Source organism: Mesorhizobium sp. B3-1-7, assembly GCF_006439385.1.
In the GTDB taxonomy this organism is placed as follows: domain Bacteria; phylum Pseudomonadota; class Alphaproteobacteria; order Rhizobiales; family Rhizobiaceae; genus Mesorhizobium.
On sequence record NZ_VFTL01000015.1, the window covers coordinates 83894 to 102936 of the forward strand.

Genomic DNA, 19043 nt, shown 5'->3' on the forward strand with positions numbered 1-19043 from the left:
GCGGAGCCGCCGCAGGCGCTCAGTCGGGCCGGCGCCGGCGTTCCCACCAGACGACGAAACGCCGCCGGTGGCGCCGGATCATGGCGAATTCGTAGGACAGCACTAGGAGACCGAGCGGAACCATCCAGAAGCCGAGAATCGGCAGAAAGCCCAGAATCCCGCCAAGGGTGAGCAGCATGCCGATCGCGATTCGCCAGCCGCGCGAGCGCGGCATGGTGAACTCGCGGCCGAAAACCGAAATCTTCCGCGCCGGGGCACTGTCGTCGTCAGCTGCCGTCATTCAAAATCAGATCCCATCTGCCGCCAATGCCATGTCAAAGGCCAACCGGCCGCTTTGTTCCGTGCCGGTGTGAAGCCCTTCATATGTGGGCATGTTGAACGATGGCACAAATAGCCGCGTTAAAAACTGGAGAAAAATTGCGAATTGCTGCTTTGCAAAGCCGAAAGGTGTTTGCTATAGGCTGCGCCACTCACGTCAGAGCCTCCGTTCCCCGGTAGCTCAGTGGTAGAGCAACCGGCTGTTAACCGGTTGGTCGCTGGTTCGAATCCGGCCCGGGGAGCCAAAATTTCCAAGGGATACAGAGTTTTCAGGATTGGCCGAAAAATGGCTGATCTACAGCATATCTACACAACTCGACTCCGCTAGGCGCCGATCTACGCGAAGGAGAGAAATTCCGATGGACCACGTTTTTGACGAGCTGATCAACCTGCAGAGAACTCTGCCGAGAGGCAATTGGCGCGCCGCCGCGATATCCTGCGCGCTCCGCTTGGCCGGAAACTTGACAACCGGCATCGCGATCGGCGTCGGGACTTCGGTCGGTCTAGCCCTGGGCTGACGAAGCAAATAGATTTCAGCCCTCGCTCCTTTGTCTGCCTTGATCGCTGCGTGGCAGTCCTTCAGCTTCTGAGATGCGCCGCTACCGGCAGTCAGACCAGCCCCGTCATACGGATGAGTCGAAAAACCCCATGGCCGATCGCGAGCACGAATTCACCATCATTGGCGGCCAAATCCCAGCCGAAGAATGCAGCCCAACAAAAGAGCACCAGGGTGAAACGCATTAGAGAATTCTAATACACGGTGGTGGTTGACCAAACGTTTACCCGCGTCGATGAGGGGCAAAGCGACGGTCAATCTCGGCGTGCCGGTCACTGTGAACGCCGATAAGGTCAGACTGGTGACCGCCTACGTTCCGCCGAAGAGAAAGACGCCACTGGTCGACAAGCCGACATGATCCAGAGACGATGGGTAGTGTCTCAGTTTGAAATTTGTCCTCCCGCACATCCCGTTTGATGACATAGGCGCTTACCCGCCAGCCACAGGCCGCACGCCCCCACACCCCGTCCTATTTTGAGGCGGCTCAGTTCATGACACCCGATCTCGGGGCAGCTCGAGCGCGGCAGCGGCAAGCAGTCTGAGTTCCTCTCTTGTCAGGGCTATCTCGTAGTGCTGCTTGGATTTCTTTGTGTAGATGTCATCAGCAGTCACAGAGATTATAACAACGCCTTCCTCTTCCACCTGCACATTATCGATCGGTAGTGGCCCCGAAAATATGCATTTCGACGCGCCAGCCCTTCGGCTCGGCCGAGTATGTATCCGCATCTCGTCATCCCTTTCCGCTCTCGAAAGGGTCCAATGCAGGAAAGATGCCAGATCGTGGCTATTTCAACCTTGGGCCTCAACACCGTCCACGCCTTCGCGGGCTGAATATTAGCAACTGCTTGTATTTGTCCTACCGCAGGCAGATAATGCCATTCGGGACTTTGAGGGAGGTTCCGATGCGCTGGCCCCTTATCGTGATCGCGTTCATCACTGGCTTCATCCTCTGGGACCGCTTCGAAAACGACGGCACCTATACCGCCGACGTCGAGCGAAGTTTCCGTGAGGCATCCTTGGATATGCCGGGCGGGTGGAGGCCACCTACCATCACCATCAATCGCGATTTGCTAAAGCGATAGCCGAGGGGCCATCGTCTCGCTCCGGCCCCTTTTCATCACAGGAATGAAGCCGCAGCCACCCGCTTTAGATTGCTGCCAGCGCGGGTGTGTATCATTTTAATACAATCCTCAATTTGTAGACTCCTGCGATTTATTGGCGGCCATTGGCCTCGATCCGCTTTATGGAGGGAAAGCCCCCGCGGGAGGAATACCAATGACCATCCAAAAGGAAGACTATCGAACCAACAGAGCCGACTATGCCATCGCATCGATGCAAGGCCAATCGGCCGCTTTTGATGCTCGCCATGAGAGACGGGAAAGCAAGAAATCCCTGTGGCTGAGAGATCGGCGGCTCGCCAGATTGGCCGAAAATCCGTGTGAAACCGTGCCAGGATCAAGAGCCAGACGGCGCGGGAATTAGCGCGCTGGTTGTCGTTAGCCGGTGCCGTGTCTCGCCCCCGAGACCCATCGGCTAGGCCCGGCGTTTGCTGGCAGCTGCCAGCCTGCCGGGCCGCTCCTGCTGTCCTTTGCTCATCGCGCCAGATCACCCGCTTCTCCCGCCGGATTTCGACAAGCCGCCGAAAGCGGATCGTATGGGCCTGCTCACCGGTCGCGTGAAATAGCTGCGCGCTCATCCACTCTCGGCTGCCGCACTTCTGACAGCGGCTAAAACTGGGGAAAATGGCAGCCCAGGGTTTTTATGCGCAGCCGCTAATATTACGCTACGACTCAGCCGGCCTCCAGCCCTTGGCCGGTTAGGCCCGGCGGCCCGTCCGCTTCCTACCCCAACAGGCTGTCGGGCTGCTTCGTCGGAAAGATGCATCAGATACTCACAATGAAGGAAGTGACGCATATTCCGGGGCGCGCAATCATCAACATCCTTCCGGGCGCGGGAACTACGGCTCGCCTGAGCCCGCGTTCAGCGGAAAAGAGCAGGGTCCGCACCTGCGTAGCGTTTTGGTGCGGACCTTTTCCACGCCAGCCATTTCTCTCAGCGGTGACCCGGCTAATCGTCGCGGAATCCCGCAGTGACGCGTGGCGCAGCATCTCCTCGCCCTTCCTTGGCGAGCCACTTGGGTGGCAGCGCGCCGGTCTTGCCCTGCACCCTGTTCCCAAAGCCGCTCTCGAATCGCCAAGTCATCTGGCATGTGCAGCCGGGGCATAAGCCCACTGGAGATCGATAGCTAAGAAAGACCCGCCGACCGAAGCCGGCGGGCCATCTCCCTCATGCTTGCGCCCCTAGTTCCAGACGGTCCGCCGTGTCCAGGAAACCCTACGCAACCTCGTTTGTAGAACAAAATCCGGATGCTGCGCTGTAGCTCTGCGGCAACACTCGCCTCAGATGTGTCTCGTTTCGGGACGAAAGAGCCGGCACGCGAGGCTGAGGGAATTACGGTGACACTGCACCTTTTCCTTTTGCAGCCGGCCTCGGATTGCTGAATCCAGGAGCGCTGGCTTTGATCATTAGCCACCGCAATTCGCCAATCCGACGACGGGTATTTCGATTGCTCATGAGTTGAAGACAAACAAGGGTAGAGACCGACGTTAGGCCCAACGGAATGGGCATTCAGTCCAAATTGCTGGTCTTCACGACGCCAAATAACCTCCCGAAAGGAAGGCAGGGGCACATGGCGGGAAAACGGGCAATTGCAGTCAAGGATTGGTCGTGCGCCATGAGCGACGAGATTGGCCGCGTGGTCTTGGCCATAAACTCGACCGAAGGTGAAACGACCTACGTTCTTATGACGGTCTTCCAAGCGGCAAAGATGGCCCAGGAACTGCGATCGCCGAAGCTGGTCCCCCGATACGACATCTAGCCATCTCTGGCTAAAACACTGAGCAGCGCATGGCGGGGAATCGGAACCGGCGGCCAATACCCCGCGAGGCGCCCAGTGGGGCCGCCTCATTCCTCCCCACTATTCCGCCTCCGTGCAGCAAGCTACAATCGCTCCTGCTTGCGATAGGCTGCGGCCGTGGGGATAGCTTGGGAAAATACGAGGGCGCCAATCAAGCCGATCGTTGGCGAAAACGCATGAGACAAGGTCGCCGCTGGCGCCTGTCCGCAAACATGGTGATTTGGACATTCATCGTGCTTTTGATGACGGTCTCGATCGTGCTGATAGCGAATAAAGCTGGCTGGCCCCGCTAGTCGAGAGAAGAGAGCCTAGTCGGCCGCCGCCTCCACACCCGCATGGGCCAAATTCCCATAGTCATTGTGCCGGCGAATTTTGCTTTGCGGGTTGGCCGCCCTGCCTTAGCCTCATTGCGGAAAACCTTGCGGACAAGCCGATAGCCGGACCTTTATGCCGTGCCCCTGAAAGCCACCGCCCATATCGAGGCCATGTCCGCTTTCGCGCTGGCGAATTTCGGCGGGTATGACCGGCCGACGCTGGCCCAGAACGAGAGCGCCTTCCCGCCCAGCCCCAAGGCGATCGAAGCCGGCCGGGACGCCGTGGCGCGCAGCCACCTTTATCCGGACCCGGACTGGACCTTGCTGCGCGATGCGATCGCCAGGGCCTATGGGGTCGATCGCGATCTTGTCCTGTGCGGCGCCGGCTCGATGGAGCTGATCGCCTGCATCTTAGCGGCCTTCGCCGGTCCGGGCACGCAAGTGCTGGGCACGGACTATGCCTATAATTTCGCCGCCTCGGCGGCCGCGCGCGTCGGGGCGACCTACGTCAAGGCCGCGGAGTGCGGCTTCGAGGTGTCGATCGATGCCATCCTTGCGGCTCTCACGCCGGCAACGCGCATCGTCTTCGTCTGCAACCCGGGCAACCCGACCGGCACGCGCATCAAGAACGCCGAGCTGCTGCGCCTGCGCGCTGCACTTCCCGGCAACGTTCTCCTGGTGATCGACCAGGCCTATGGCGAATTCGACGACCAGGATCCGCAAGCCGTCTTTGCGCTGGCCGGGCGCGGCGACACCGTGGTCCTGCGCACCTTGTCCAAGGCCTACGGGCTGGCCGGCGCGCGCATCGGCTGGGGGTTGTTCGCGCCGCAGGTCGCCGCCGAAGTGCGCAAGATGCAGAATTCCAACCAGGTCTCGACGGTGAGCCTCGCCATGGGTGTCGCGGCGGTCGAGGACCAGGCCTATACGCGCGGCATCGTGGCGCGCACCGCCGACATCCGCGACCGCTTCGCCCAGGGCTTGCGGGCCGCCGGATACGAGGTTCCCGAAAGCCGGACGAATTTCGTCCTGGTCCGCTTTGCCGACGCGGCGGCAGCCACCACCGCCGACGACGCTTTGCGCGGCGCCGATATCATCACGCGCGGCCTCTCCGGTTACGGCCTGACCGACTGCCTGAGGATAACGGTCGGGCCGCAGGACGTCATGGACCGCACGCTGCGCGCCCTGACCGCCATGCGCGGCCGGCAATGCTGGTAGGGCTCCATCCGAGGGGATTTTCAAGACGTGACGTCACATATGCCGTATCTGCCCGCCCGCGATTTCATCGGCTATGGCGAGCAGCCTCCGCAGGCTGAGTGGCCCGGCGGCGCGAAACTGGCGCTCAACATCGTCGTCAACTATGAGGAAGGGGCCGAATACAGCATCGGCGAAGGCGACGGCGTCTCCGAAGCGATCCTGTCCGACCTTGCCGTGGCGCCCGCCGCGCCCGGCCTGCGCAACCGCAACATGGAATCGCTTTACGAGTACGGTTCGCGCGTCGGCGTCTGGCGGCTGATCTCGCTGTTCCAGGACAAGGGTGTGATCCCGACCTTCTACGTCGTCGGGCGCGCGGTGGAGCTCAACCCGGCCGCGGGCAAGGCGATCGCGGCACTTGGCAGCGACATTGTCTGCCATGGCTGGCGCTGGATCGACTACGCGCCGCTCAGCGAAGAGGAAGAGCGCCAGCATATCGCCATGACGGTGGATGCGGTCCGCAAGGTCACCGGCATCGATCCGCAGGGCTGGTACACCGGCCGGCCAAGCCTCAACACGAGGCGGCTGGTGGTCGAACATGGCGGCTTCCTGTTCGACTGCGACGACTACAATGACGACCTGCCCTATTTGGTCGACGTCGGCGCCAGGCGGCACCTTGTCTTGCCGCACAGCTTCGACAACAACGACAGCCGTTTTTCGCGCGGTTCGGGCCTGGAGACGGGCAGCCAGTTCTTCGAATATGTCAGCGACGGCGTCGACTGGCTTCTGAAGGAAGGCCAGAAGACCCCGCGCATGATGACGGTGTCGCTGCATTGCCGGCTGGCGGCGCGCCCGGGTCGCATGATCGGGCTGGAGCGCTTCCTCGACAAGGTCACGTCGAATCCGGATATTTGGGTCTGCCGCCGCTCCGACCTCGCCCGCCACTGGCTGGGCCGGTTCGGCGGCTGAGCCGTCGGCGGCACGGTCGCCGCCGACCAATTCTCAAGCAATAGCGGCCACTACGACCGCAGTCGCTTGCCTTCCGGGTCGAACGGCGGATGCGCGAGCAGCACCGCGTCATGCGGCCGCCCGAGGATGGCGACGGTCACCTTGTCGCCCGCCTTGGCGGTTCCGGCCTTGACGTAGCCCATCGCCAGCGACTGATCGACGAAATAGCCATAGGCGCCGGACGACACCTGGCCGATCGGCGTGCCGTCCGGCAGGAAGATCGGCTCGCCGCCGGTGGCGTCGGCGTCCTTGGCCGAGACGGAAAGCATGATCAGTTCGTCCCGCGCCGGCTTGTCGGCGACGGCGAGATAGGCTTCGCGGTTGAGGAATTCCTTGTCCGTCTTGATCAGCCTGTCGAGCTTGACCTCCTGCGGCCAGTATTCCGGCGAATATTCGCGGCTCCAGCTGCCGTAGCCCTTCTCGACGCGCAGCGACATCAGTGCCCGCGAGCCGACCGGTCCGGCGCCGACTTCCGCGCCTGCCTTGAGCAACGCGCGATAGAGCTCGACCTGATCGGCTGCCTGGCAATGCAGCTCCCAGCCAAGATCGCCGGTGAAGGAGACCCTCAGCGCCACGACATCGACGCCGGCGACCGCAATCTGGCGCGAGCGCATGAACGGGAAGGCCTCGTTCGACAGATCGTCATTGGTCAGCCGCTGCAGCAGTTCGCGCGATTTCGGCCCGGCGACGTTGAAGCCGCCAAGCTCCTCCGTGCGCGAGCGGAAGGTCGTGCCCGCCGGCAGCGGCACGGACTTGAAGAAGCGCTGGTGGAAGCGCTCGGCCATGCCCGAGCCGATCACCATGAACTCGTCGTCCGCCAGCCTCGTCACGGTGAAGTCGCCGGCGATGCCGCCACGCTTGCCGATCAGCGGCGTCAGGCAGGAGTTGCCGACCTTGGTCGGCATGCGGTTGGCGAAGACCGCATTCAGCCAGGCTTCCGCGTCCGACCCCTTCACCTCGTATTTGGCGAAATTGGAGATGTCGATGATGCCGGCATGCTCGCGCAGCATGCGGGCTTCGCGGCCGACCGGCGCCCACCAGTTCTGGCGCGTGAAGCCGATCGTCTCCTCGCGCGGCTCGCCTTCCGAGGCGAACCACAGCGGATGTTCCCAGCCGAAATTGAGGCCGAACACGGCGCCCATTTGCTTCTGCATCTCGTAGACCGGACGGGTCCGCACCGGACGGCCGGCGGCGCGCTCCTCGTTCGGGAAATGGATCTTGAAACGGTGGCTGTACTGGTCCTGCACGCGGGCCTTGGTGAAGGCCTTGCCGGCCCAATGGCCGAAGCGCGCCATGTCCCAGCCGAACATGTCGAGCGTCGGCTCGCCCTCGATCATCCATTCGGCCGCGAGCTTGCCCATGCCCCCCGACTGCGAGAAGCCGGGAATGATGCCGTTGCAGCAGAAATAGTTGCTGAGCTCCGGCACCGGCCCGAACAGCACCGCGCTGTCCGGCGACCAGATCATCGGGCCGTTGATCACCTTCTTGACGCCGGCGGTAGCGGCGGCCGGGACGCGCTGGACGGCGCGCATCATGTTTTCCTCGATGCGGTCGAGGTCGTCGGGAAACAGCTCGTGGCCGAAATCCATCGGCGTGCCGTCCTCTGCCCAGAATTTCATGTTGCGCTCATAGGCGCCGATGAGCAGCCCCAGGCCTTCCTGGCGCAGATAATACTCGCCGTCGCGATCGGCGACCGACGGCAGGCGCCGGCCCATCGCGGCGATCTCGGGAATGGTCTCGGTGACGAAATACTGGTGTTCGGTCGGGATCAGCGGCAATTGCAGCCCCGCCATGGCGGCGACCTCCCTGCCCCACAGGCCGGCGGCGTTGACTACCCATTGCGTGCGGATGTCGCCCTTCGGCGTGCGCACGATCCAGCTGCCGTCCGCTTGCGCCTCGGTCGCCGTGACCGGTGTGAAGCGATGGATCTCGGCGCCGCGCTGGCGGGCACCCGCGGCATAGGCCGCCGTCACCCCCGACGGATCGACATTGCCGCCCTCCGGCTCATACATGATGCAGCGAATGCCGTCGAAATCGACCAGCGGATGCAGCCGCTCGGCTTCGTCGCGGCCGATTTCGTAGAAATTCATCTTGTAGCGCCGCGCCTTGGCTTCCTGCAGCCTCAGCTGATGCTCGCGCGCCTCCGTCTGGGCGAGATAGAGCGAGCCCGGCTGGAAGATGCCGCAGCCCTGGCCGGTCTCGGCCTCCAATTCCTTGTAGAGCGCCATCGTGTAATGCTGCAGGCGGCTGATGTTGGTTGAATCATGCAGGCCGTGGATGTTGGCGGCCGCGTGCCAGGTCGAACCGGAAGTCAGCTCGCTGCGCTCCAGGAGGACCACATCCGTCCAGCCGAACTTGGCGAGATGATAGAGGATCGAGCAGCCGATCAGACCGCCGCCAATGACAACGGCTTGTGCATGAGTACGCATATCGAGGTTTCTTCCCTTTGTTCGGCGACTTGTCTCGCGTTCTTTCGAAACGCTCTGCGAGTTGGTTTAGCCGACTGGGCAATCACAGTCGCCGGGTGAATTCAGGGGCGCAACACGCCCCTGAGATACTTGTCGCGATTGACCGCTTTAGGCCTTGTCCAGCCAGACCTTGTCCAGTTGCAGTTCAAACGTCTGATGCATGCCAAGGTTCTTCACATAAGCGGCGTGGTGGCGGTAAAGCGAGCGCCAGAACGCCTGGACGAGGATGCCTGAGTCCTGCAGGATGAACTCGACGTCCTTCATCAGTTCCTTGCGCTTCTCGGGGTCGGCGATGGCCATCGCCTCGTTGAGCTTCTTGTCGAAGTCGGGATTGGCGTAGCCGGACTCGTTCCACGCCTCGCCGCTGCGATAGGCGATCGCCAGCACCTGGACGCCCAGCGGCCGCATGCCCCAGTCGGTGGTCGACCACGGATATTTCGTCCAGTCGTTCCAGAACGAGGAGCCTGGAATGATGGTGCGCTTGACCTTGAATCCGGCGTCGCGCATCTGCGCGGCGACGACGTCGGCCGGATCCTTCACATAGTCGGCGTCATAGGAAATGAGCTCGAACTCGTGGTCCGTCTGGCCGGCCTCGGCCATCAGCGCCTTTGCCTTGGCGAGGTCGCGCGGGACTTTCGGCAGCGCGTAATACTCCGGATGGATCGGGCAGACATGGTGGTTCTCGGCAACCTGCCCGAGGCCGCTATAGCCGAGCTTGAGCACGGTCTCGTTATCGACGGCGAGTTGGATGGCGTTGCGCACCCTTTTGTCGTCGTAGGGCTTGTTGGTCACGTTGGTGCGCAGCACGATCGTGCCGGCGGTGACCACCTGCTCCTTGACCAGGCCCATGCTGTCATAGAGGTCGACGGTGCCGCCGACGGTCTGGTAGTTGCAATCGATCTCGCCGGCCTCGAAGGCGCTGCCGATGGCGGGGTTGGACGCATCCGAGCCGTAGTCGGTCCAGTCGACGCCATCGAGATAGGGCTCGCCGCCGAACCAGGTGAAATCCTTGCGCCGCCGCACCGAAGCCGACTCGCCGACCTTGTAGGAGATCAGTTCATACGGGCCGGTGCCGGGCGTCTTGAGCATGTCGGCGCCGTTCTTGTCGAAGTCCCGATGGACGATGACCGCCGGATAATCGGAGAAGCCCGGGATGATGGTGACGTCCGACTGGTTGCATTTCAGCTTCACCGTGTGGTCGTCGAGCTTGGCGATGGCGCCGGCGGCGGCCTTCTTGGTGGCGGGATCGATCAGCGAGCCCATGCGGCCGGCCATCGAATTACCCTCGGCCGCCTTATCGCACCAGCGTTCGATATTATGGACGATGTCGTCGGCGTTGAAGTCGTCGCCATTCGACCATTTCACGCCCTTGCGCAGATGCAGCGTGTATTCGGTGGCGTCGTCGCTCACCTCCCAACTCTCGACCAGATGGCCCTCGAAGGTGAAGTCGGTGGTGTAGCGGATCATGTAGTCGTTGCACTGGCGCATGACGTTGGCGATTTCCGACCAGTCCCAGGCGCGCGGATCCTTCATGTCCTTGATGATCATCTGCATCTTCAGGATGCCGCCCTTCTTGCCGGGCACGATCGCCGCGGCCTTGGCCGGCTCGATCCCCGCCATCGAGTAGGCGAGCGCCGTGGAAGCGCCCATCACGCTCGCCATGGCCAGGAATTCGCGGCGGTCCATCTGGCCGCTTTTGACTTCGGCTGCGTAGCTTTCGATGACCGTCGGGACGCGGTCACCGTTGCTCTTGAACATTGTCATCGTTGTTCTCCGGTTCAGGGCTTTTCCGCCCGTTACATTCCCCTTGCGGATACGCATGTTAGGGGCGATGCAAAAATCCCGGAAGGGCTTGTCATTTCACAAACCGCAGAAAGCCGGCCGTAAAGGCCTAAAAAAACAATGCCATTGGCCCGTCAAATTTTTGAAGGCGATGACGCTGCCGCGTTCAGGCAGCGTCTTCCCTGGCCCTGGACAGGATCCATTCCTTGACCGTGCGCGCGATGTTTCCCTTGGAAAGCTGGCTCTCGGTCAGATAGTAATTCCAGGGGCTTGGCGGCCGGACCGGAAACGGCTCGACGAGCAGCCCTCGGCGCATATAGGCATGCGCGAGCGAGCGCTGCGTGGCGACGAGGCCGGCCCCCATGGCGGCAAGCTCGAGCGCGATGTTGGAAGCATTGGTCGACAGGCCCTTGTCGTGGTCCTCCAGGTCGACGCCGAGCGCATCGGTCACCACCTGCCAATATTCCTGGCGGCCATGCACGAAGATCCAGTCCACCTTGAGCATATCCTGCGGCGTCTTCAGCGCATGCTCGCCCTCGAGCACGGCGGGAGCGCAAAGCAGGACCAGTTCGTCGTTCCAGAGCGGGATTGCCGAAGGCGGCCTGTCGTCGAAGCGCCGCGTCGAGATGGTGATGTCGGCGATCTGCTCGCTCAAGTCTTCCCAGATCGTGCCGTGCAGCACGATCTCGATCTCAGGGTGCTTCTTGCGGAAGGCGGCCATGCAACCGGCCAGCCAGTTCTCGGCAAGGCTCATCGGGCAGGAAACGACCACCGTGCGGTTGCGCGAGGACGCGACGATCGCCTCGGTCGCCTGGTCGATCTGGTCGAGCGCCTGGCGCAAGGTCGGCAGGAACGCCTCCCCCATCTCGGTCAGCTTCAGACTGCGCGGATAGCGGATGAACAGCTGCCGGCCGATATAATGTTCAAGGGCACGCACATGCGTGCTGACCGCCGCTTGCGTGTAGCCCAACTCCTTGGCCGCCGTGGTGAAGCTCAAATGGCGGGCCGAGCTCTCGAACGAGCGGATATAATTCAACGGGGGCGGCGGCTTCATCCGGGTCTCCTGCTCCACGATCGCCATAGCTATCGCATGGGCAACCGGCCATTCAATCGCAGACAAGCGACATGGCATCAATATTTTTGGTCAAAGCCGCCAAACTAATCGCGTGCTTGCGCGATGAACCCAATTTATTGATGTTGTGGAGAGACAGGGGAGATTAGCGCGTGGCTGTGCCGTCATACCGGCGTGAGGGGCCTGTCGTCAGTTCCGATACGTTCACGCGCCTCGCCGATTTCGTGCTGCGGCGCCCCGCTTCCGTCTTTCCCCAACCGGTGCTGGCACAGGCGCGTTACCTGCTGCTCGACACACTCGGCATCGCCATCGCGGCCGGGCCGATGGACGCGGGCCGGATCGCGCGCGACGCCGCCGTGCTGCTCTATGGTTCAAGCGATCCGCAATATTCGGCCCGCATGCTGTTCGACGGACGCCGCGCCAGCATTGCCGGCGCGGCCTACGCCGTTGCCACGCAGACCGATAATCTCGATGGCCACGATGGCTACAGCCCGACCAAGGGCCATATCGGCGTCGCGGTCGTGCCGGCGCTTGCCGCGCTCGCGGAAGCGAGGCCCGACCTTACCGGGCCGGAGGCGCTGGCGTCCCTGGTCGTCGGCTACGAAGTCGCCGGCCGGGCCGGCATCGCCTTGCATGCGACGGTGAGCGACTACCATACCTCGGGCGCGTGGAATGCCTTGGGCGTGGCCGCCGTCGCGGCACGCCTGCGGCGGCTCGATGAAACGCAATTGCGCGAGGCGCTCGGCATTGCCGAGTATCATGGCCCGCGCAGCCAGATGATGCGCGAGATCGCCACGCCGACGATGCTGCATGACGGCTCCGGCCCCGGCGCCCTCATCGGTCTTTCGGCGGCGGTGCTTGCCGAGCGCGGCTTCACCGGAGCGCCGGCGATCACGGTGGAGGCACCTGACGTTGCGACGCATTGGCAGGATCTCGGCGTCTTCTGGCAGGTGCTGCACCAATATGTAAAACCCTACCCGATCTGCCGCTGGGCGCATGCGGCGATCGACGCGGTGCGCGGGCTCTGCCTGGCGCACAATCTCGCTCCGTCCGACATTGCCCGCGTCCAGGTCAACAGCTTCCATTATGCGGCCACGCTGTTCGACGGCATGCCGGACACGACTTCGAAGGCGCAGTACAGCCTGCGCTTCGCCGTCGCTACCTTCATCATCCATGGGCGCATCGGACTGGAGCATATTTCCGGCACCGGGCTCGCCGACGCCGCGGTCGCCGACATGCTCACCCGCATCGCGGTGACCGAATCCGAACGCCACAGCGCCCGCTTCCCGGCCGGCCGCTGGGCCGACGTCGTCATCTCGACGACGGACGGACGCGTGCTGGCGTCGGGCGACGTGCATGCGCGCGGCGGCCCTGAGGCACCGATGACGGCGCAGGACGTCGAGGCCAAATACATGGAGTTCGCCGCACCTGTGCTCGGATCCGGCCGCGCCGCGGCGATCCGCGACGCGGTGCTCTCGCTCGACGACCGCGACAGCCGCTTCTCCGATCTCTCGGCGCTGCTCTACGATCCTCCCAAGACTTTGAGCTGAGCCGTGCAATGCCCCTCAGGCTTCTGAAATACGGTCTCAGCAGGGACTATCCGGTCAGCGGCGACATCCCCGCCACGCCCGAGCTGAAGCCGGCCTACGATGTCGTCATCATCGGCGGCGGCGGGCATGGACTGTCCTGCGCGCATCATCTTACCAAATATCACGGCATAAAGAGTGTTGCGGTGCTGGAGAAAGGCTACCTCGCCGGCGGCAACACGGCGCGCAACACCACCACCATCCGCTCCAACTACATCACGCCTGAAGGCATCGCCTTCTACAAGGAGGGCGTCGAGCTGTTCGAGCGCCTGTCGCAAGAACTGGACTTCAACGTCATGTTCTCGCAGCGCGGCCAGCTCACGCTTGCGCATAGCGAGGCGACGATGCGCAGTTTCCACATGCGCGCCGAAATGGGCAAGCACATGGGCACGCGCACCGAGGTCGTCGACCAGAAGGGCGTCGAGGAACTCTGCCCGCTGCTGAATATGGACTATGGCGGCCCGCTCGAAATCCTCGGCGGGCTCTGGCATGCCGACGGCGGAACGGCGCGCCACGACGCCGTCGCCTGGGGCTACGCCGCCCAAGCGTCGCGGCGCGGCGTCGAGATCCACCAGCGTACCGAGGTGCAGGGCTTCGAGGTCGTCGGCGATCGCGTCCAGGCCGTCAAGACGAACAGGGGCCGCATCGCCTGCGGCCAGCTGCTGATCGCCACCGGCGGCATGAACTACGACGTGGCGCTGATGGCCGGCGTCGAGCTTCCCATCCGCTGCTATCCGCTGCAGGCGATGGTGACCCAGCCCCTGAAACCCTGGCTCAACACGCTGGTCTCGTCGGTGTCGCTGCACACCTATCTCGTGCAGTCGTCGCGCGGCGAGGTCGTCATCGGCGGCGGCTCCGATCCCTACCAGCTCTATTCGACGCGCTCGACACTCGACATGAAGGAGCACCTCGCCGAAGGCGCCGTCCACCTCTTTCCTTTCCTGCAAGGCGTGCGCCTGCTCAGGCAATGGGCCGGCATCACCGACATGACGCCGGACTACAGCCCGATCATGGGTGCGAGCCCGCTCGCCAATCTGTGGCTCGACTGCGGCTGGGGCACATGGGGCTTCAAGGCGACGCCGGTCGCTGGAAAGCGGATGGCCCAAACCATCGCCGAAGGTCGCGTGCCCGATATCCTGAAACCATTTGCATTGGAGCGGTTCGAGACCTTCAGGCTGCTCAATGAAATGGGCGCGACCGCGGCGAGCCATTGACGATGAAGCTTTTGACCTGCCCGATGAATGGCCCGCGCAACATCGACGAGTTCCAGTCCTTCGGACCGGTGTGCGCGAGGCCGGATCCGAACGACACCGCAGACAGGGAATGGTCGCGGCACCTGTTCCGCGCCGAAAACCGCAAAGGCATCGTGGTCGAGTGGTGGCGGCACGTGCCGAGCAACTATTTCTTCCTGGCCGAGCGCGATCTCGTCAGCAACGAGATCATCCGCACCTTCGACCCTTCCGAGCAGCGGGACCGCGCATGAACCGGCTGCCCGCCCCTTTCGGAAGCCGGATCGATCGAAGCCGCCGCATCCGCTTCACCTTCGAGGGCAAGCCCTTCGAGGGCTACGAAGGCGACAGCATCGCCAGCGCGCTCGCCGCTTCCGGTCAATGGGTACTGTCGCGCTCGTTCAAATACCACCGCCCGCGCGGCATCCTGTCGATGACCGGAGCCGACGCCAACGCGCTGGTGCAACTGCCGTCAGAGCCGAACGCCGCCGCCGAGCGCACGCCGATCAGCGAAGGGCTGCGGGTCAGCGCGCAGAACGTCAACGGGTCGCTCGAACGCGACCGCGACGCCGTGATCGACAGGTTCGGCCGCTTCCTGCCGGTCGGCTTCTACTACCGCACCTTCATGGGTCCGCGCCGCGACAGCTGGCTGAAATTCTGGGAGCCGATCATCCGCCGCAAGGCAGGCCTGGGCGTGGTCGACACCAAGGCTCCGCATCGGCATTTCGACAAGACGCACCTGCATTGCGATGTGCTCGTCGTCGGCGCCGGTCCGGCAGGACTGAGCGCCGCGATTGCCGCCGCGGAGGCCGGAGCCGATGTGGTGCTGTGTGACGAGAACCCCGAGGTCGGCGGCTCGTTGAGCTACGGCCGCTGCGATCCAGCCACCCTCTCCGGCCTGTCGTCGCGGTTAGAGCTGCTGCCCAATCTCAAGGTGCTGACCGGTACCGTTTGCAATGGCTGGTACGAAGACAACTGGCTGCCGCTGATCGAGGGCAATCGGCTTCATCGCACGCGTGCCCGCGAGGTGATCCTGGCGACCGGCGCAATCGAGCAGCCGGCTGTCTTCCGCAACAACGACCTGCCGGGAATCATGCTCGGGGGTGCGGCCCAGCGGCTGATCCGGTACTATGGCGTGCGGCCCGGTCACAGCGCCGTGGTGCTGGCCGCGAATGAAGACGGCTATCGGGCGGCGCTCGATCTGCTGGACGCAGGCGTATCGGTCGTCGAGCTCGTCGATCCGAAACCGGCCGGCGATGCCGGCCCGCTGGAGGCCGAACTCCGCGGCAAGGGTGTCGCCATCCGGAAAGGCGCAACCGTCGAGGCGGCGGAAGGCACGGCCGGAAACCGCCATCTCGCCCGCGTCCGTGTCGGCGGAAGCTGGATCGCCTGCGACCTGCTGGCTGTTTCGATCGGCCAGGCGCCGGCATGGCAGTTGCCGTGCCAGGCCGGCGGCAAGGTCGGCTACGATGCCGGCACGCAAAGGATGACGATCACGCTCCCAGAAGGTCCCGTCCAACTCGCCGGCGCCGTTGCCGGAACGCACGAGTTGCAGGACGCAATCGCCAGCGGCCGGCATGCGGCTGCAACCGCGCTTTCGCGGCTCGGCCATGCGGTGGCGGTAGAACCTCCGGTCACGCCGACGAGCGTTCGGCCGCGCTATGTGCAGCCGGTCGTCGCCGATCCCAGGGGACGCGACTTCGTCGACTTCGACGAGGACCTCCAGGTCAAGGATCTGCAGAACGCGACCAAGGACGGCTATCGCGAGATCGAGCTGGTCAAGCGCTTCACCACCGTCGGCATGGGCCCGAGCCAGGGTCGCCATTCGGCCCTGGCGACCGCCCGGATCGTCGCCGAGGCAACCGCCCGGACGGTCGGCGAGATCGGCATCACCACGGCGCGTCCTCCGGTTGGGCCGGAAACGCTCGGCGTGCTCGCCGGCCACCACGAGGTGCTGGAACGCCGCACGGCGCTGCATGCGAAGCATGTCGCGCTGAACGCTGCGATGAAGCCGGTCGGCGCATGGTGGCGGCCCTATTATTACGGCGCTGCAAGCAGCGCCGAGGAAGCTGTCCGCGAGGAAATACTCGCCGTGCGCGAAGGCGTCGGCCTGCTCGACGTCTCGACGCTCGGCAAGCTGGAGATCCGTGGGCCGGACGCCGGTGAATTTCTCGACCGCCTCTACACGATGGCGCATGCCAACCAGCCCACCGGCCGCGTCCGCTACTGCCTGATGCTCAACGAGATGGGCTCGGTGATCGATGACGGCGTCGCCTACCGGATGGCTGAGGACCAGTTCTATGTGACGGCGACCACCGGGGCCGTGGCGCGCGTCTATGCCGACATGCTGTTCTGGAACGCCGAGTGGCGCCTGAAGGTCGACGTGCTCAACCTCACCGGCGCATTCTCAGGCCTCAACGTCACCGGACCCAAGGCGCGCCTGGTGCTTGAGGCGCTTGACGGCGACATCGATTTCAGCCGCGACGCCTTTCCTTATCTCAGCGGCCGCGACGGCACCGTCGCCGGCGTCCCGGTGCGGGTGATGCGCATCGGCTTCACGGGCGAGCTAAGCTACGAATTGCATTGCCCTTCGAGCCTGGCGCCCAGCCTCTGGGACGCGGTGATGGCGGCGGGCAGACCGCACGGCCTGCGTCCCTATGGACTGGAGGCGTCGCGCATCTTGCGTCTCGAGAAAGGCCACATCCTGATCGGCCAGGACACCGATGCGATCACCACGCCGGACGAGCTGGGCTTCGGCTGGGCGGTCTCGAAGAAAAAGCCGTTCTTCGTCGGCAAGCGCTCCATCGAGATGCGCGCAAGGCTCGGACAGACCCGCAAGCTGGTCGGCCTGCAATTCCCCGCCGGCAGCCGCAACATTCCCGGCGAAAGCTGCCTGGTGTTGCGCGGCGGCGCCCCTGTCGGCCAGATCACATCGGTCGGATACTCGCCGTCGCTTGAGGCTCATATCGCGCTCGCCTATGTCCATGTCGACGACCAGGCGGAAGGCAGTCGCGTGACGGTGAAGTGCCGCAATGGCGAGCTGGTCGAGGCCCCGGTCGTCGCTCACGCTTTCTTCGACTCGACCAACGCGCGGCAGGAGATCTAGATGGCCGCCGGCACCGCGACACGCGTCTACCCCTTCATGCCCGGCGGCGCGGCCGACGGCACGAAGCTGATTTCCGGCGCGGTCGCGCTGAGCGATCTTACAGACAAGCCGCGCTTCGGCCTGAAAGGCGGCGGCAGCGCCGCATGGCTTGCCGCGCAGGGCGTTACGCTGCCGGCTATCAACCGCATCGGCGACCATCGTGGCATGCGGGTTCTGCGCCTCGGCAACGAGGACATCCTGCTTCTCGCTGAGAGCGCCGGCGAGACGCTCGCCGAAGTCAAAGCTACCTGGCAGGCCGCGGCGGCGCCGAAAGGTTTTTCGTCACGGCGCGAGGAAGGCTGGGCATGGATGCGCCTTTCGGGCCCTGGCCTTGCCGAAGCGATGAGCGGGCTTTGCGCGCTGGACCTGAGGGCCGAAAAATTCGGTGCAGACGATATCGCACAGACCCGCGTCGGCCATATCGAGGCCGTGACGTTCCGTTCGCCGGCAGGTTTCGACATACTCTTCGACATCACCGCCTCGGCCTACTTCGCCCGCGCCGTCGCGGCGATGGCCGGCCACACAGACCAGCATAGAGGACATTCATGACCCGCCCGCAAGGAACCATCGCCCCGATCCTGACGCCGTTCGAAGACGACGGCCGCATCGCGCGCGATCTCTGGATATCCCACGCCAAATGGGTGCTCGGCCAGGGCGCGCATTTCCTCTCGCCCTTCGGCACGACGGGCGAAGCGCTGTCTGTCTCCCTGCGCGAGCGCATGCAGGCGCTGGAATGGTTGGTCGAGGCCGGCATCGCGCCGGATCGGCTGATGCCCGGCACTGGCGTCACCGCGCTGCCGGAAACGGTCGAATTATCGGCCCATGCCGTTGGCCTCGGCTGCGCTGCCGTCATGGTGCTGCCATCCTTCTTCTACACCGGCGCCGGCGACAACGGTCAGGCGCGCTACTACAGCGAGCTGATCGAGAAGGTGGCAAAACCTTCGATGCGCATGATCCTCTATCACATCCCGCAGAACTCGGGCGTGCCGGTCAGCCCGGCCCTGACGGCAAGGCTGAGCAAGGCATTTCCGGACACTGTGGTCGCCTACAAGGACAGCGCCGGCGACTGGAACAACACGGCCGCCGTTATCGCCGCCGCGCCCGGTATTTCGGTCTTTCCGAGTTCCGAGGCGCAGCTCACCAAGGGTCTGGCGAGTGGCGCGGCGGGCTGCATTTCGGCGACCGTCAATCTGAACGCCGCCGCCATCCGCCACCTCTATGACGCGGCCCGGAAGGGCGAGGACGTCGCCGAAGCGGATGCCGCCATCAAGGCGTTCCGGAAGGTGATCCAGGACGCCGGGCTGATCCCGGCGATGAAGGCGGTGCTTGCGGTCAAGTCCGGCGACCGGCGCTGGCTGAACCTGCGCGCGCCGCATGAGAACGCGACGCTGGAAAACGGCCAGGCGCTGCTTGCCGCCCTCGGCAGCGCCGCCGACCATATCGGCCGCAAGTGAGGT

16 protein-coding genes and 1 tRNA gene are annotated in these 19043 nt (G+C 64.0%); 12 read left to right on the forward strand and 5 right to left on the reverse strand.

Annotated features, from left to right (window positions below; translation table 11 throughout):
* Positions 1–19: 19 nt before the first annotated feature.
* Positions 20–280: a hypothetical protein gene (locus FJ417_RS14495; protein ID WP_140646690.1), complete on the reverse strand. Its 261-nt coding sequence runs from the start codon at positions 278–280 to the stop codon at positions 20–22.
* Positions 281–488: 208 nt separating this feature from the next.
* Here FJ417_RS14495 and FJ417_RS14500 point away from each other — a divergent pair.
* Positions 489–563: transfer RNA gene (locus FJ417_RS14500), tRNA-Asn, on the forward strand.
* A gap of 364 nt (positions 564–927) precedes the next feature.
* Here the strand turns inward: FJ417_RS14500 and FJ417_RS33790 are convergent.
* A complete protein-coding gene (locus FJ417_RS33790) occupies positions 928–1059 on the reverse strand; it encodes a hypothetical protein (protein WP_264295969.1) in 132 nt (43 codons plus the stop codon).
* Between the two features lie 50 nt (positions 1060–1109).
* Between FJ417_RS33790 and FJ417_RS33795 the strand changes: the two genes are divergently transcribed.
* The 5 genes from FJ417_RS33795 (at position 1110) to FJ417_RS14525 (ending at position 6265) form a co-directional block, all read left to right on the forward strand.
* Positions 1110–1232 carry a hypothetical protein gene (locus FJ417_RS33795; RefSeq protein WP_281405922.1) on the forward strand — a complete coding sequence of 41 codons (123 nt, stop codon included), beginning with the start codon at positions 1110–1112 and terminating at the stop codon, positions 1230–1232.
* 544 nt (positions 1233–1776) lie between these two features.
* Positions 1777–1956: a hypothetical protein gene (locus tag FJ417_RS14505; protein ID WP_140648186.1), complete on the forward strand. Its 180-nt coding sequence runs from the start codon at positions 1777–1779 to the stop codon at positions 1954–1956.
* A gap of 1538 nt (positions 1957–3494) precedes the next feature.
* Positions 3495–3752, forward strand: coding sequence for a hypothetical protein (locus FJ417_RS14515; RefSeq protein WP_181181747.1), 258 nt, complete (start codon positions 3495–3497; stop codon positions 3750–3752).
* 491 nt (positions 3753–4243) lie between these two features.
* Positions 4244–5320 carry a histidinol-phosphate transaminase gene (locus FJ417_RS14520; protein WP_246687460.1) on the forward strand — a complete coding sequence of 359 codons (1077 nt, stop codon included), beginning with the start codon at positions 4244–4246 and terminating at the stop codon, positions 5318–5320.
* A gap of 27 nt (positions 5321–5347) precedes the next feature.
* Positions 5348–6265: an allantoinase PuuE gene (locus FJ417_RS14525; protein ID WP_246687461.1), complete on the forward strand. Its 918-nt coding sequence runs from the start codon at positions 5348–5350 to the stop codon at positions 6263–6265.
* A gap of 50 nt (positions 6266–6315) precedes the next feature.
* On the opposite strand, the gene FJ417_RS14530 is transcribed toward FJ417_RS14525, so the two are convergent.
* From FJ417_RS14530 to FJ417_RS14540, 3 genes are all read right to left on the reverse strand, one after another.
* Positions 6316–8733 carry an FAD-dependent oxidoreductase gene (locus tag FJ417_RS14530; RefSeq protein WP_140783917.1) on the reverse strand — a complete coding sequence of 806 codons (2418 nt, stop codon included), beginning with the start codon at positions 8731–8733 and terminating at the stop codon, positions 6316–6318.
* Positions 8734–8880: 147 nt separating this feature from the next.
* The gene (locus tag FJ417_RS14535; protein WP_140783918.1) at positions 8881–10536 is read right to left on the reverse strand and encodes an ABC transporter substrate-binding protein; all 1656 of its coding nucleotides are present in this window, start codon (positions 10534–10536) and stop codon (positions 8881–8883) included.
* A 184-nt stretch (positions 10537–10720) separates the two neighbouring features.
* Positions 10721–11608, reverse strand: a complete 888-nt coding sequence (locus FJ417_RS14540) for a LysR substrate-binding domain-containing protein (RefSeq protein ID WP_140652546.1) — start codon at positions 11606–11608, stop codon at positions 10721–10723.
* A gap of 170 nt (positions 11609–11778) precedes the next feature.
* On the opposite strand from FJ417_RS14540, the gene FJ417_RS14545 reads away from it, so the two are divergent.
* Genes FJ417_RS14545 through FJ417_RS14570 form a run of 6 tightly spaced genes read left to right on the forward strand, consistent with a single transcriptional unit; the run spans position 11779 to position 19040 of the window.
* Positions 11779–13176, forward strand: coding sequence for an MmgE/PrpD family protein (locus tag FJ417_RS14545; RefSeq protein WP_246687462.1), 1398 nt, complete (start codon positions 11779–11781; stop codon positions 13174–13176).
* A gap of 8 nt (positions 13177–13184) precedes the next feature.
* The gene (locus tag FJ417_RS14550) at positions 13185–14426 is read left to right on the forward strand and encodes an FAD-dependent oxidoreductase (RefSeq protein ID WP_140711172.1); all 1242 of its coding nucleotides are present in this window, start codon (positions 13185–13187) and stop codon (positions 14424–14426) included.
* Positions 14427–14428: 2 nt separating this feature from the next.
* On the forward strand, positions 14429–14695 hold the full coding sequence (locus FJ417_RS14555) for a sarcosine oxidase subunit delta (RefSeq protein ID WP_140783919.1): 267 nt from the start codon (positions 14429–14431) through the stop codon (positions 14693–14695).
* Positions 14692–17547, forward strand: a complete 2856-nt coding sequence (locus FJ417_RS14560) for an FAD-dependent oxidoreductase (protein WP_140783920.1) — start codon at positions 14692–14694, stop codon at positions 17545–17547. Before FJ417_RS14555 ends, FJ417_RS14560 begins: the two co-directional genes overlap by 4 nt.
* Complete coding sequence (locus FJ417_RS14565) at positions 17548–18135, forward strand: hypothetical protein (protein ID WP_140783921.1); 588 nt, start codon at positions 17548–17550, stop codon at positions 18133–18135.
* A complete protein-coding gene (locus FJ417_RS14570) occupies positions 18132–19040 on the forward strand; it encodes a dihydrodipicolinate synthase family protein (RefSeq protein ID WP_140783922.1) in 909 nt (302 codons plus the stop codon). Before FJ417_RS14565 ends, FJ417_RS14570 begins: the two co-directional genes overlap by 4 nt.
* Positions 19041–19043: the final 3 nt, after the last annotated feature.

Excerpts from the sequence above, each read along its gene's own strand:
- FJ417_RS14495 (WP_140646690.1), bottom strand. The coding sequence starts at position 280 with ATGACGGCAGCTGACGACGACAGTGCCCCGGCGCGGAAGATTTCGGTT.
- FJ417_RS33790 (WP_264295969.1), bottom strand. The coding sequence starts at position 1,059 with ATGCGTTTCACCCTGGTGCTCTTTTGTTGGGCTGCATTCTTCGGCTGG.
- FJ417_RS33795 (WP_281405922.1), top strand. The coding sequence starts at position 1,110 with ATGAGGGGCAAAGCGACGGTCAATCTCGGCGTGCCGGTCACTGTGAAC.
- FJ417_RS14505 (WP_140648186.1), top strand. The coding sequence starts at position 1,777 with ATGCGCTGGCCCCTTATCGTGATCGCGTTCATCACTGGCTTCATCCTC.
- FJ417_RS14515 (WP_181181747.1), top strand. The coding sequence starts at position 3,495 with ATGGGCATTCAGTCCAAATTGCTGGTCTTCACGACGCCAAATAACCTC.
- FJ417_RS14530 (WP_140783917.1), bottom strand. The coding sequence starts at position 8,733 with ATGCGTACTCATGCACAAGCCGTTGTCATTGGCGGCGGTCTGATCGGC.
- FJ417_RS14535 (WP_140783918.1), bottom strand. The coding sequence starts at position 10,536 with ATGACAATGTTCAAGAGCAACGGTGACCGCGTCCCGACGGTCATCGAA.
- FJ417_RS14540 (WP_140652546.1), bottom strand. The coding sequence starts at position 11,608 with ATGAAGCCGCCGCCCCCGTTGAATTATATCCGCTCGTTCGAGAGCTCG.
- FJ417_RS14550 (WP_140711172.1), top strand. The coding sequence starts at position 13,185 with ATGCCCCTCAGGCTTCTGAAATACGGTCTCAGCAGGGACTATCCGGTC.
- FJ417_RS14555 (WP_140783919.1), top strand. The coding sequence starts at position 14,429 with ATGAAGCTTTTGACCTGCCCGATGAATGGCCCGCGCAACATCGACGAG.
- FJ417_RS14560 (WP_140783920.1), top strand. The coding sequence starts at position 14,692 with ATGAACCGGCTGCCCGCCCCTTTCGGAAGCCGGATCGATCGAAGCCGC.
- FJ417_RS14565 (WP_140783921.1), top strand. The coding sequence starts at position 17,548 with ATGGCCGCCGGCACCGCGACACGCGTCTACCCCTTCATGCCCGGCGGC.
- FJ417_RS14570 (WP_140783922.1), top strand. The coding sequence starts at position 18,132 with ATGACCCGCCCGCAAGGAACCATCGCCCCGATCCTGACGCCGTTCGAA.